10 protein-coding genes are annotated in these 12,981 nt (G+C 61.0%); 6 read left to right on the top strand and 4 right to left on the bottom strand.

Annotation, left to right across the window (positions count from 1 at the left end; translation table 11 throughout):
* The first annotated feature begins 24 nt into the window (after window positions 1-24).
* On the top strand, window positions 25-420 hold the full coding sequence (locus J3P73_RS02895) for a VOC family protein (protein WP_018072363.1): 396 nt from the start codon (window positions 25-27) through the stop codon (window positions 418-420).
* An 81-nt stretch (window positions 421-501) separates the two neighbouring features.
* Entirely contained in the window at window positions 502-2,955 is a 2,454-nt protein-coding gene (locus J3P73_RS02890) for a glycoside hydrolase family 2 protein (RefSeq protein ID WP_130680936.1), read from the top strand.
* 240 nt (window positions 2,956-3,195) lie between these two features.
* Here the strand turns inward: J3P73_RS02890 and J3P73_RS02885 are convergent, their stop codons facing one another.
* Window positions 3,196-3,588, bottom strand: a complete 393-nt coding sequence (locus J3P73_RS02885; RefSeq protein WP_018496538.1) for a PRC-barrel domain-containing protein — start codon at window positions 3,586-3,588, stop codon at window positions 3,196-3,198.
* A gap of 264 nt (window positions 3,589-3,852) precedes the next feature.
* Between J3P73_RS02885 and J3P73_RS02880 the strand changes: the two genes are divergently transcribed.
* From J3P73_RS02880 to otsA, 3 genes are all read left to right on the top strand, one after another.
* A complete protein-coding gene (locus J3P73_RS02880; RefSeq protein WP_024323998.1) occupies window positions 3,853-5,553 on the top strand; it encodes a long-chain fatty acid--CoA ligase in 1,701 nt (566 codons plus the stop codon).
* A 186-nt stretch (window positions 5,554-5,739) separates the two neighbouring features.
* Window positions 5,740-7,365: a glucose-6-phosphate isomerase gene (pgi, locus tag J3P73_RS02875; protein WP_024323997.1), complete on the top strand. Its 1,626-nt coding sequence runs from the start codon at window positions 5,740-5,742 to the stop codon at window positions 7,363-7,365.
* Between the two features lie 741 nt (window positions 7,366-8,106).
* Window positions 8,107-9,513, top strand: coding sequence for an alpha,alpha-trehalose-phosphate synthase (UDP-forming) (otsA, locus tag J3P73_RS02870; protein ID WP_020397279.1), 1,407 nt, complete (start codon window positions 8,107-8,109; stop codon window positions 9,511-9,513).
* 142 nt (window positions 9,514-9,655) lie between these two features.
* Here the strand turns inward: otsA and J3P73_RS02865 are convergent, their stop codons facing one another.
* Window positions 9,656-10,555 (bottom strand): acyl-CoA desaturase, encoded by a 900-nt coding sequence (locus J3P73_RS02865; protein WP_130660816.1) that lies wholly within the window; start codon window positions 10,553-10,555, stop codon window positions 9,656-9,658.
* 155 nt (window positions 10,556-10,710) lie between these two features.
* On the opposite strand from J3P73_RS02865, the gene J3P73_RS02860 reads away from it, so the two are divergent.
* A complete protein-coding gene (locus J3P73_RS02860) occupies window positions 10,711-11,091 on the top strand; it encodes a metalloregulator ArsR/SmtB family transcription factor (protein WP_018067903.1) in 381 nt (126 codons plus the stop codon).
* A gap of 172 nt (window positions 11,092-11,263) precedes the next feature.
* Here the strand turns inward: J3P73_RS02860 and J3P73_RS02855 are convergent, their stop codons facing one another.
* Window positions 11,264-12,190 carry a carbohydrate kinase family protein gene (locus J3P73_RS02855; RefSeq protein WP_027689541.1) on the bottom strand — a complete coding sequence of 309 codons (927 nt, stop codon included), beginning with the start codon at window positions 12,188-12,190 and terminating at the stop codon, window positions 11,264-11,266.
* Window positions 12,191-12,252: 62 nt separating this feature from the next.
* On the bottom strand, window positions 12,253-12,942 hold the full coding sequence (locus J3P73_RS02850) for an orotate phosphoribosyltransferase (protein WP_130660815.1): 690 nt from the start codon (window positions 12,940-12,942) through the stop codon (window positions 12,253-12,255).
* Window positions 12,943-12,981 lie beyond the last annotated feature (39 nt).

Here is a 12,981-nt window from a genome sequence, read left to right as displayed (position 1 = left end):
AATTGATGAGAATGGGAGGCAGACTTGGCGAAGATGATCCACTCCATGATCCGCGTTCTCGATGAGGCGCGCTCCGTTGAATTTTACGAGAGGGCATTCGGCCTTTCGGTCGCCGACCGCGTCGATTTCGAAACCTTCACGCTGATCTATATGAGCAATGCCGAGACCGGCTTCGAGCTGGAATTGACCGTCAACAAGGGCCGAACCGCGCCCTATGACCTCGGCAATGCCTACGGCCATCTCGCCGTCTCGGTCGAAGAGGTGACGGTCGAGCGCGAGCGGCTGTCGAAGCTCGGGCTCAAGCCCGGTGAACTGGTGGAGCTCAACCGCGACGGCAAGCTCTTCGGCCTGTTCTTCTTCATCAGCGATCCCGATGGCTACAAGATCGAGGTGCTGCAGCGCCACGGCCGGTTTCTGTGAGGCATCTCATGCCGAACCACCGGTACGTTCCAATCCATAGATAATCCCACAGCTTCAAGCGGCATGCATCAGGAGCCCGCCATGATCGAAAAGACTGCGCTCAATTCCGGCTGGACGCTCGCCTGTAACGATACAGTAAGGCTCGGCCTGCCGGCCGCAATCCCCGCGACGGTGCCGGGCTGCGTGCATCTCGACCTTCTCGCCAACCGGCTGATCCCCGATCCCTATATCGACGTCAACGAGATCACCAACGACTGGATCGGCAAGACTGACTGGACCTATCGCTGCAGCTTCGAGGCGATGCCTGGTGATGGCAGGGTGCAGGAACTGGTCTTCGACGGGCTCGATACGGTCGCGGTGATATCCCTCAACGGTGAAGAGATCGGCCGTACCTTCAACATGCACCGCACCTATCGTTTCGATGTTTCGGCACTGCTGAAGGCCGGCGCCAACGAACTTTCTGTCACCTTTCGCTCCGCCTACGCCTACGGCGCGGAGATGGAAAAACAATACGGCTACCGTCCCAACAACTATCCGGGACCGGGCAATCTGATGCGCAAGATGGCCTGCAATTTCGGCTGGGACTGGGGGCCGACGCTGGTGACAGCAGGCGTCTGGAAGCCGGTCCGGCTGGAAAGCTGGGATCGGGCGCGGCTTGCCGAAACACGGGTGTCGGCAACACTTGCCGGCGGCGACGGGCTGGTGAAGGTGCATGCCCGGCTGACGCGGCATGGCGATAAGGCGCCATGCAAGCTCATCGCCGAAATCGGCGGCGTGACCAAGACGGTGGCGATCGCCGACGACGAAGACGCGGTGGCCTTCGAGCTTGCCGTGCCCTCGCCGCAGCTCTGGTGGCCGCACCATCTCGGCGCGCAGCCGCTCTATCCGCTGACGCTCAGGCTGATCGACGATATCAGCGACGATGTGCTCGATGGCTTTGAAAGGGAGCTGGGTTTCCGCTCCCTGCGGCTTGATACCTCGGCCGACGCGCACGGCTCGGCCTTTACCTTCGTCATCAACGACGTGCCGCTCTTCATCTGCGGGGCGAACTGGATACCGGACGATTGTTTTCCCCCGCGGGTGACGGCCGAGCGTTATGCCGCGCGGATCGAGGAGGCAAAGGCCGCCAATATCCACATGCTGCGCGTCTGGGGCGGCGGCATCTTCGAGGCCGACGAGTTCTATGAGGCCTGCGACCGCGCCGGCATGCTGGTCTGGCAGGATTTCCTCTTTGCCTGCGCCGCCTATCCGGAGGAAGAGCCGCTCAGAAGCGAGGTCGAGGCGGAGGTGCGCGACAATGTCGTGCGGCTGATGCCGCATGCTTCGCTCGTCCTCTGGAACGGCAATAACGAGAACATCTGGGGTTTCGACGAATGGGGCTGGCGGCCGATCATCAAGGCCGGCGAAAGCTGGGGGCTCGGCTACTATCTCGACCTGCTGCCGAAACTCTCAGCCGAACTTGATCCGGACCGGCCCTATTATCCCGGCAGTCCCTATTCCGGCTCGATGGAGATCGAACCGAATGCCGACGGACATGGCTGCAAACATATCTGGGACGTGTGGAACGACGTCGGCTACGAGGTCTACCGCAATTATATCCCCCGCTTCTGCTCCGAATTCGGCTGGCAGGCGCCGGCCGCCTGGGCAACGATCGAAGAAAGCGTCCATGACGCGCCGCTGACACCGCAATCGAACGGCGTCTTCCACCATCAGAAGGCAACCCAAGGCAACGACAAGCTGATCGGCGGCCTGTCCGGCCATCTGCCGGAGCCCAAGACGATGGACGACTGGCATTTCGTCACCCAGCTCAACCAGGCGCGCGCCATCCGTTTCGGCGTCGAACACATGCGCTCGCATCGGAATATCTGCAAGGGTGCGGTGGTCTGGCAGTTCAACGATTGCTGGCCGGTGACCTCATGGGCCGCCCTCGATTCGGCCGGGCGCCGCAAGCCGCTCTGGTACGCGCTGAAGGCAGCCTATGATCCGCGCCTGCTGACGATCCAACCGCGCGGCGGCGGGCTTGCGGCGGTGGCCGTCAATGAACGCACCCTGTTCTGGCGGGCGAAGATCAGCGGCAAACGCCTGAAGCTTGACGGCACGGTGCTTGCCCAATTCGAATTCTGGCGCTTGCTCTGCGACCGTTTCGAAGCAAAGGAATTTGCGCTGCCCGAGGATATCGTCACTCCCGACTTACCGAAGGACGAGCTCATCGTCGTGCAGATGCTCGACAGGCGGGCCTTCCATTATTTCGTCGAGGATATCGAGCTTGCCTTACCAGCACCGCGGCTGACGGTCGATGTCACCAGCATCGAGGGCGGGTACGGGGTCAAGGTCACAGCGCAAAATTTCCTCAAGGATCTCTGCCTGATGGCCGATCGGCTGGATCCGGATGCCGTTGTCGATTCGATGCTGGTGACGTTGCTGCCGGGCGAGAGCCATGTCTTTGCGGTCAAGACGGCAAAGGCGATCGCGGCAGACGACATTGTCGTCGGCACCGTGCTGCGATCGGCCAACGATCTTGTTGTCGGCCGCTGAAAAGCCCCTCATCCAGCTGCCGCCACCTTCTCCCCGCTCGCGGGGCGAAGGGGATATGCCGCGGCCTCTCGGTTCCCCGCCAGCCTCTCGTAGGGCACGTCCCCTCTCCCCGTTTTTACGGGGAGAGGGTTAGGGTGAGGGGCAGTCGTCGGCGCCGACGACAAGAGGCAACTATCGTCGCCAAACACTAAAAAGGCCCCGCATCCGCGGGGCCCTTCCAGCTCGGCCTATCGGACGACGTTACATCCAGTAGGGCGGCACGCCGTAGTAATCATAGACCCGGCGGCCATTGTCGTTGTACCAGGTGTCGTCATCGTCCGAATAGCTCGGGGCGCCTTCGATCTGCGCCTTGGTCAGGTCGATGCGATAGCCATCCAGCTGGGTGTCATAGTTCAGCTTTTCCCAGGGAAGCGGATAGTGATCGTGACCGATGCCCAGGAAGCCGCCGAAGCTCAGTACGGCATAGGCAACACGGCCGTCGAGCTTTCCGATGATCAGGCGTTCGATCGAGCCGATATGCTTGCCATCGGCCCCATAGACTCGGGTGCCTTCGACGCGGTCGCTGGCGATCAGCGAGTGCGTGGCCTTGACATTCGGGTCACGGCGGGTGGCGTCAGTATCCTGGTTCAACATTGTGCACCTCCTTTTTGGTGTTTCCTCATGGTGAGTATGCAAGGTCAACGCCATGGCGGACTCAAAGTTCCCCATCCTTCCCACGATCTCGCGATGGGCGAATGTTGACGTTTACGTCAAGGTTAGTATAGCTTCATTCGGCTTGAACCGTTCAGGCAATGGCATAAGCTGCCGGACTGGAAGATGGAGGACTCTTCCAGTCAATTGCGGGCCAGTCGATTACCGGCTCGGCTGGCGCGGCGGCCGCAAGGGAGAGAGGATACGATGAACAGCATTTCCGTCCATCCGAACGGAGCCAAGCCGAATAAGCCCTGGCTTGCCGCCTATCCCGATGTCGTTCCGGCCGAACTCCCGCCGCTGGAATATGCCTCGCTTGCGGAACTGCTGGAAAAATCCTGCACTCGTTACGCCGACCGGACGATGTTTTCCAGCATGGGCAAGGCGATGAGCTACCGCGAACTGGAGAGCCAGACGCGCAAGGTCGCCGCCTGGCTGCAAAGCACCGGCCTTCAGAAGGGCGACCGCGTCGCCGTGATGATGCCGAACGTGCTGCAGAACCCGATCGCCACCTACGCCATCCTGCGCGCCGGCCTCGTCGTCGTGAACGTCAACCCGCTCTATACGCCGCGCGAACTCGAACACCAGTTGCGGGATTCCGGCGCCAAGGCGATCTTCGTGCTGGAGAATTTCGCCCGCACGGTCGAGCAGGTTCTCAACAAGACGGATCTCCGCCATGTCGTCGTCACCTCGCTCGGGGAAATGCTGGGGCCTAAGGGGCTGATCGTCAATTTCGTCGTGCGCAAGGTGAAGAAGCTCGTTCCCTCCTGGTCGATCCCTCAGTACAAGAGCTTCGGCCAGGTGCTGCGCGCGGGGGCGGGAAAAAAGCTTGAGCCGGTCACGCTAACAGGCAGCGATATCGCCTTCCTGCAATATACCGGCGGCACGACGGGCGTTGCCAAAGGCGCGGTGCTGACGCATGAAAACCTGCTCGCCAACAAGCAGCAGCTGTCGCTCTGGCTGCGGTCGGCCTTCGAGCGCAAGAAAGAGCCGGAGGTGCTGAATTTCCTCTGCGCCCTGCCGCTCTACCATATCTTTGCGCTGACGGTGAATTCGCTGATGGGAATGTCACTTGGCGCCCACAATATCCTGATCGCCAATCCGCGCGACATCCCCGGTCTCGTCAAGGAATTCGAAAAGTCGAAGGTGCATATCTTCCCCGGCCTCAACACGCTGTTCAATGCGCTGATGAACAATGCCGATTTCGCCAAGCTCGATTTTTCCTCGCTGATCATGTCGCTCGGCGGCGGCATGGCCGTCCAGCGCCCGGTCGCCGAACGCTGGCTGAAGATGACGGGCACGGCGGTGACGGAAGGTTACGGCCTTTCCGAGACCTCGCCTGTTGCCACCGCCAACCGCTTCGATTCGGCGGAGTTCACCGGCTCGATCGGCCTGCCGCTGCCCTCCACCGAACTCGATATTCGCGACGAGGAAGGCAATTCGCTGCCGCTCGGGCAAGTCGGCGAGATCTGCATCCGCGGGCCGCAGGTGATGGCCGGCTACTGGCAGAAGCCGGAAGAGACGGCGCGGGTGATGACCGATGACGGCTACTTCCGCTCGGGCGACATGGGTTTCATGGACGAGCGCGGCTATACCAAGATCGTCGACCGCAAGAAGGACATGATCCTGGTCTCGGGCTTCAACGTCTATCCGAACGAGATCGAGGAAGTCGCCGCCATGCATGCCGGTATTCTCGAGGCCGCAGCGATCGGCGTGCCGGATGGACATTCGGGCGAGGCCGTAAAACTCTTCGTCGTCAGGAAGGATCCGAACCTGACGGAAGCCGAGGTGAAGGCCCACTGCATCGCCAACCTCACCAACTACAAACGCCCGCGCTTCATCGAATTCCGCACCGAGCTGCCGAAGTCGCCGGTCGGCAAGATCCTGCGAAAGGACCTGCGCGGCTGAATTTGACGAATTCAAAGTGTTACAGCGTCCTTTGCACGTCTTTTCAGATGCGCGGCGCTGTAATGAATTTGACAGCCATCCGCTGCCGCGGTTGGCTTTTTTCCATTTCGACAGGTGGCTGAACTTGATTTGCCGGTGAGAAAGCGAATAGTTTCCGCAACCTTTCCGCCTCCAAAGGAGCCTCCCATGAACGCCATCGTCGAACAGCTGAAAAGCACCGCTGATGCCACCAAGGCGACCGACATCCGTGCCGCCTTCGCCGCCGATTCGCAGCGCTTTTCGCGCTTTTCCGTCTCGCTTGACGACCTGCTGATGGATTTTTCCAAGACGGCGGTGAATGACGACATCCTCAAGCTCTTGGTGAAGCTCGCCGAAGAAGGCGGCGTCGAGAATAAGCGCGAGGAAATGTTCTCCGGCAAGGCGATCAACTTCACCGAGGATCGCGCCGTTCTGCACACCGCATTGCGCAACCGCTCCAACACGCCGGTCCTGGTCGACGGCAAGGACGTCATGCCCGACGTCAATTCCGTGCTTGCGGCCATGGGCAAGTTTGCCGACGACGTCCGCTCCGGCACGCTGAAGGGCGCGACCGGCAAGGCGATCACCGATGTCGTCAATATCGGCATCGGCGGCTCGGATCTCGGCCCGGTCATGGCAACACTGGCGCTTGCCCCCTTTCATGATGGCCCGCGCGCCCATTTCGTCTCCAACATCGACGGCGCCCATATCGCCGACATCCTGAAGCTGGTGCAGCCGGAAACGACGCTGTTCATCGTCGCCTCGAAGACCTTCACCACGGTGGAGACGATGACCAATGCGCAGACGGCGCGCAATTTCATCGCCAAGGCGCTTGGCGAAGCGGCCGTGCAGCACCATTTCGCCGCCGTCTCGACGGCGCTCGACAAGGTTGCCGCCTTCGGCATCGACAGCGCCCGCGTGTTCGGCTTCTGGGACTGGGTCGGCGGCCGCTATTCGATCTGGTCGGCGATCGGCCTGCCGCTGATGATCGCCGTCGGGCCGGAGAATTTCGGCAAGTTCCTCGACGGCGCCCATGCCGTCGACAATCATTTCCGTAAGGCGCCGATTACCGAAAATCTGCCGATGCTGCTCGGCCTGATTGGCTTCTACCATCGCAACGTGCTCGGCTACCCCACACGCGCCATCCTGCCCTACGACCAGCGCCTGTCGCGCTTCCCGGCCTATCTGCAGCAGCTCGATATGGAATCGAACGGCAAGGGCGTCACCATCGATGGCACGCCGGTCGAGGGCAATTCCGGCCCTGTCGTCTGGGGCGAACCCGGCACCAACGGCCAGCACGCCTTCTACCAGCTCATCCATCAGGGCACGAGCATCATCCCGGCCGAATTCATGATCGCCGCCAACGCCTTCGAGCCCGAGCTGCGCCACCAGCACCAGCTGCTGATCTCCAACGTTCTCGCCCAATCGGAAGCGCTGATGAAGGGACGCACCTTCGCAGAAGCCAAGAAGCAGCTGACCGACAAGGGCATGGACGACAAGAAGGCCGATTTCATCGCGCCGCACCGCGTCTTTACCGGCAACCGGCCGTCGATCACCTTCGTCTACGACAAGCTGACCCCCTATGCGCTCGGCCGCCTGATCGCGCTTTACGAACACCGCGTCTTCGTCGAAGGCGTGCTCTTCCGCATCAACTCCTTCGACCAGTGGGGCGTCGAGCTCGGCAAGGAACTGGCGACGGGCCTGCTGCCGGTCGTCGAAGGCAAGGAAAGTGCGGCATCGCACGACTCTTCGACCCAGGGCCTGGTTGCGGCGCTGGCGAAGCTGGCGAAATAAGTATTGAGAGTGCGAGAGGCCGGTGGGAACGGCAAGGTTGCCGCGAAATCCCTTCTCCCCTCGGGGAGAAGGTGCCGGCAGGCGGATGAGGGGGCCGTACGGCACAACCTTTGAGCAAAAACTATTCCGCAATGCCGTGCCTCAACGCCCCCGTCCACAGTCGAGACGATTCCAGCGCAGCCAAACCCGGAGGCCTTCTTGAGACCGGCTTCGCCGGCCCCCTCATCCGCCCTACGGGCACCTTCTCCCCGCTGGGGAGAAGACGGAATCGAGAGGCTGCGATATATGTCCCTTCGCCCTTTTATTAGGGCCCGAAGGACGGGGCGGGACCCGTGGTTCGACCCCAGTTGCTGCCGGGGCGGACGCTGGCTCTCGTCTCAAAGGCCGATCCTACGCGCCGGGGCGGATTGCCGCCAACATCGTCATTGCGGCTGCAAATGATGAACTGATATCGGCGGGCTCGGTGCATCCGCACGATGGGCTTCGTCGTGCGAAATCGGATTGAACGTTCTTCTAATGGAAAATTGTAGAATGAATTCTTTCAATTCGTTGGAATTGCCCTAGATTCAAGCAAAATCTGTGCGGAAAATGCTCCGTTCGTTGTTCCCTTGGGCCGCTCGCGTCCCGGTCGACTCTGTCGATGTCGGCGCCTTCACTGCATGGTCCCTGCCAAGTTCAGGAGATGTCTCAAGACGCTCGTCACGCAGCGTTTTCATGTCCCATCTTCATTAAAGGAAGCTCATGAGCCGTCTTATCGTCGTTTCAAATCGTGTTCCCATGCCCGCCAAAGATGGGAGCGCCGCTGCCGGCGGCCTGGCCGTCGCGCTGCAGGCAGCCTTGCAGGAGCGTGGCGGCATCTGGATGGGATGGTCGGGAGAATCGAGCGGGGACAGGGAACCTGGCCCGCTGTCGCAACTGCAGAAGGGCAACATCACCTATGCGCTGACCGATCTCACCGACACAGACGTCGAGGAGTATTATCGCGGCTTCGCAAACCGTGTTCTCTGGCCCATCTGCCATTACCGCCTGGACCTCGCCGAATATGGCCGGAAGGAAATGGCCGGCTATTTCCGCGTCAACCGCTTCTTCGCACACAGGTTGGCGCCGATGATCGAGCCGGACGACATCATCTGGGTTCATGATTACCACCTCATTCCGCTGGCCGCCGAACTCCGACAAATGGGGCTGAAAAACCGGATCGGCTTCTTCCTGCATATTCCCTGGCCGCCGGCCGACATTCTCGTCACGATGCCCGTCCATGAAGAAATCATGCGCGGGCTCTCGCATTACGATCTCGTCGGCTTCCAGACTGACTACGACCTCCAGAACTTTGCCGGGTATCTCAGAAGGGAGGGAATTGGCGACGACCTCGGAAATGGATTGTTCGATTCACATGGGCGGATATTCAAGGCTGGCGCCTATCCGATCGGGATCGAAACTGCTGCCTTCGCCGAGTTCGCCGAGAGGGCCGCAAACAATATCATGGTACAGAAAACCCGGCGCAGCGTTGAGGGCCGGGACATGATCATCGGGGTCGACCGCCTCGATTATTCGAAGGGCATCATTCAGCGGCTGGAAGCGTTCGAACGCTTCATCACCAACAATCCGGCCTACCAGAACAAGGTCACTTATCTGCAGATCACGCCGAAGTCGCGATCGGAAGTTCCCGAATACGAGCATATGCAGAACATGGTCGCCGAACAGGCAGGCCGCGTGAACGGCGCCATCGGAACGGTCGACTGGGTGCCGATCCGCTATGTCAACCGATCGATCAGTCGCAACGTGCTCGCCGGCCTCTACCGGCTGGCGACGATTGGACTGGTCACGCCGTTGCGCGACGGCATGAACCTCGTCGCCAAGGAATATGTCGCTGCCCAGGATCCCGATCGCCCGGGCGTATTGGTGCTATCGCGCTTCGCCGGGGCGGCTCGCGAGTTGAAGGGTGCGCTGCTGGTCAATCCTTACGATGTCGAAGGCACTGCCAATGCCATCGCCAAGGGCCTTGCCATGTCGCTGGAGGAGCGCCGCGACCGCTGGAGCATGATGATGGAGCATCTGCTGTCTCACGACGTCTCACTTTGGTGCGAAAACTTCTTGCGGGATCTGGTGCTTGCTCCCGAGCTTCGACCGGAGCGTGATCCGGGATAGTCTTGATCGATCGGCATCGACCCGTCCTTCGGACCCGAGGGAAGAAGAGGGAATCGAGACGTTGCGGCAAGGAGGAGGCACTCACGAGCGAGATTCCGCGTGACCTGCTGCGTGATGTGGCGGATGACTGTCACCCACCGTTTCAGACGCAGTGGCGCGTCAACCCTCGCCTTGGCACGATCGTGTGTGGCAGCTTGATCGCCGAAGCCAGGCCGAGCCTTGCCAGCAGCCGGATGAAATACCAACCGAGATCCAGCTGCCCCGGCTCGATGCCGAGCCGCGCCGAATCCGGAAAGGCGTGATGGTTGCCGTGGAAGCTCTCGCCGAAGGTCACCAGCCCGAAACGCGGCAGGTTATAGCCCTGCACCGCGACATCATCGACACTCCAGCCCTGATGGCCGGCTCGATGCGCGAAATGACCGACCAGCCAGTGTCCGGTCAGCGACACGGATATTCGCACGGCAATACCCCAGACCACCCACGGCAGTCCGCCGAGTGTGAAGAGCGCGAGTCCCAAGGGAATCTGCTGCGCCATCCATGTCGCCTCCAGGAAGCGATAGAAGCGGTCGCGCCGCTCGCGCTCCTCGAGGACGAAACGCGGCGGATGGTCCAGCGCCACAATGCAATGCATCTGCCAGAAGGCATCGATGAAGAAAGACCGCCGATGGGCATAGAGGTCATGGCAGTCTCGCTGCCGTTGCGCCCAGTCGCGAATGTCGTGCGCGTGGATCATGCCGAAGGGGCCGGCCATGCCGACCAGCATACCGAGATAGACAAGAAAATGCTCGATCCAAATATGAGTGCTGAATGAGCGATGGATCAGCAGCCGGTGCATGCCGACCGAATGACCAAGGCAGATCGTGATGGCGGTCAAGAGGATAAAGACGGCAAAGGCGCTCCAGGTGAAGGTCAGTGGGCCACCAATGATGGCAATCAAGGTCATGGCGGTGATCCAGATCGACTTTGCGGGCATCCAGACCACTCTGCCCTTCACCGGATCGCTGCTGTTGTCGATCATTCGCCCAGTGGAAATGCTGCTCATGACAAACTCCTTCCCATCGGGCGCATTCTCTACTTGAACATCGCCTAGCAATTTATTATTTAAGCAATTAGCTAATTACTTTGCACGAATGGAAACAATTAAGCAATGCATTAATTGCTTAATTGAGGATGATGCCGCAGGCACGGAGACCGGACTTGGACGAAGAGACTTTCGATAACGCTGTAGAAGGCAGCTCCGTCAGCGCCGCCCAGCGGGTATTCCACGCGCTTTCCAGTGCGCCGCGCCGGAAGATCCTCGCCTATCTCTCGGCATCGGGTCTGACCGCTGGCGAGATCGCTGACCGCTTCAGCATGTCCAAGCCAGCCGTTTCGCAGCATCTTTCCATCCTCGAAGCTGCGGGTCTGATCAGACGAGAGAAACAGGGCCAGTTCGTCCACTATTCCCTGATCGAGAACAATCTCGTCAATACGCTCAACGGCTTCGTGCAGGAGGTCTGCCCGGTCGGTCGGCCTATCAAGAAGGAAAGCCAGGCGCGCACCCGGGGCGGATTGGTGCCGGCGAAGCCCGCGAAATAAGCGTTCGAGATTTGCCCCTCACCCTAACCCTCTCCCCGTGAAGAACGGGGAGAGGGGACGTGCCATACGGGACGTCAAGGGGAACGGAGAGGGCGCGGCACATCCCCTTCGCCCCGTGTTTACGGGGAGAAGGTGCCGGCAGGCGGATGAGGGGCGGAGGCTTGCTCGAGCCTTAAAGCCCAATCTCGCGCGCCCAGGGCGGATTGGCGCCGGCGCGGGAGACGGTGACGGCGGCGGCTTTGGCGCCGAGGGTCAGGGCGTTGCGCAGCGCCTGCTCATCCAGCGAGGCGACTTGGCGCTTGGTCAGCAGATTGTCCATCTTCAGCGACGCCAGGATGCCGGCATCGAAGGTATCGCCGGCGCCGACCGTGTCGACGACGGTGACCCGTTCACTCGGCACCGTGACCTTGCGATCCTTGGTATAACCGGAAGCGCCTTCCGCGCCCTTGGTGATGACGACGAGCTTGGCGCCGTGGTTCAGCCAATGGGCGGCGAGCGCATCATGGTCGCCCTGCAGGCCGAACCAATCGAGGTCCTCGTCGGAGAACTTGACGATGTCGGATTTGCCGGCCATGCGCTTGATGCGGGCCATATGCGACGGCTTGTCCTTGATGAAACCGGGACGGATATTCGGATCGAGCGAGATGACGCGGCTTGCGGCTTCGCGGTCGAGCAGGGCTTCGTAGGTTTCGCCGCAGGGGCTGGGGATCAGGCTGATCGCGCCGAAATGCAAGGCCTCGCAATCATCGCCGAGATCCGGCAGGTCGGCCGTGGTGATCATCCGGCCGGCCGTGCCCTCGTCGTAGAAGGCATAGGTCGCTTGGCCGTTCACCAGCTTGACGAAGGCGATGGTCGAGGGACGCGGCGTAATGGCGCACGGGCTGTAATCGACATTGCTCGCCTTCAGCGTCTCGAGCAGGATTTCGCCCATCATGTCATCGGCAATGCCGGTGAAGAAGGCGGTGGGGATGCCGAGGCGGCCGAGCGCGATCGCGGTGTTGAAGATCGCGCCGCCGGCATAGGGCGCAAAGCCCTTTTCACCGAGAGTGGTGTCCCTCGGCAGCATGTCGATCAGGGCTTCGCCGCAGCACAAAATCATCGTATTCCTCCCAACAGCATCTATACGTTCATCAACCGATTAGGCGAGCTTTTGTCAACTGGCTAGAGCGAAAGCTCACTTACGCCACCATTCTTTCCCGACCAGGCCAGCGGCGCATCGAGGAAGGCCTCGACTTCCGACAGCGTCTTGTCGTCGAAGAGCTTCTGCTCCCTGGCGATGGCCAGAACATTCCGCCAGGTGGCGATGTGATGCAGCCTGACTTTGCCATCGGTAAAGCGCTGTTCGCCAAAAATGCCGTAGAAGAACAGCGCGATGCCATGATCGACAATGCCGCCGGCGGCACGGACGGCATCGATGAACTTGAACATGCTGCCGCCGGCTGTCGTCAGGTCTTCGATGACGAGCACGCGCGACCCTTCCGGCATATTGCCTTCGATCTGGGCGTTGCGGCCATGGCCCTTCGGCTGCTTGCGGACATAGATCATCGGCAGGCCGAGACGATCGGCCAGCAGGGCGGCGAAGGGGATGCCGGCTGTCTCGCCGCCGGCGATGCAATCGAACTGCTCGAAGCCGGCATCGCGCAGCAGGGTGCTGGCGGCGAAATCCATCACCGTCGAGCGGATGCGCGGGAAGGAGAGCAGCTTGCGGCAATCGATATAGACCGGGCTCGCCATGCCGGAGGCGAGTTTGTAAGGCTGGGCGGCATTGAAATGCACCGCCTTGATTTCCCAGAGCATCTTGGCCAGCAATTCGGCCATCACGGCACGGTCGGGAAATGTGGTCTGGATCATGCGGCTCTCCTTCGGCTTGGATCCTTGCGGGAATAGCAG

Origin of the sequence: Rhizobium ruizarguesonis, assembly GCF_017357285.1 — a bacterium.
Lineage (GTDB): Bacteria > Pseudomonadota > Alphaproteobacteria > Rhizobiales > Rhizobiaceae > Rhizobium > Rhizobium ruizarguesonis.
Note: the sequence above shows the minus strand (reverse complement) of the source record. Positions and strands in the feature narration are given on the sequence as shown.

What these genes read in the sequence shown, in the direction of transcription:
- J3P73_RS02890 (WP_130680936.1), top strand. Translation starts at nt 502, where the DNA reads ATGATCGAAAAGACTGCGCTCAATTCCGGCTGGACGCTCGCCTGTAAC.
- J3P73_RS02885 (WP_018496538.1), bottom strand. Translation starts at nt 3,588, where the DNA reads ATGTTGAACCAGGATACTGACGCCACCCGCCGTGACCCGAATGTCAAG.
- J3P73_RS02880 (WP_024323998.1), top strand. Translation starts at nt 3,853, where the DNA reads ATGAACAGCATTTCCGTCCATCCGAACGGAGCCAAGCCGAATAAGCCC.
- pgi (WP_024323997.1), top strand. Translation starts at nt 5,740, where the DNA reads ATGAACGCCATCGTCGAACAGCTGAAAAGCACCGCTGATGCCACCAAG.
- otsA (WP_020397279.1), top strand. Translation starts at nt 8,107, where the DNA reads ATGAGCCGTCTTATCGTCGTTTCAAATCGTGTTCCCATGCCCGCCAAA.
- J3P73_RS02865 (WP_130660816.1), bottom strand. Translation starts at nt 10,555, where the DNA reads ATGAGCAGCATTTCCACTGGGCGAATGATCGACAACAGCAGCGATCCG.
- J3P73_RS02855 (WP_027689541.1), bottom strand. Translation starts at nt 12,190, where the DNA reads ATGATTTTGTGCTGCGGCGAAGCCCTGATCGACATGCTGCCGAGGGAC.
- J3P73_RS02850 (WP_130660815.1), bottom strand. Translation starts at nt 12,942, where the DNA reads ATGATCCAGACCACATTTCCCGACCGTGCCGTGATGGCCGAATTGCTG.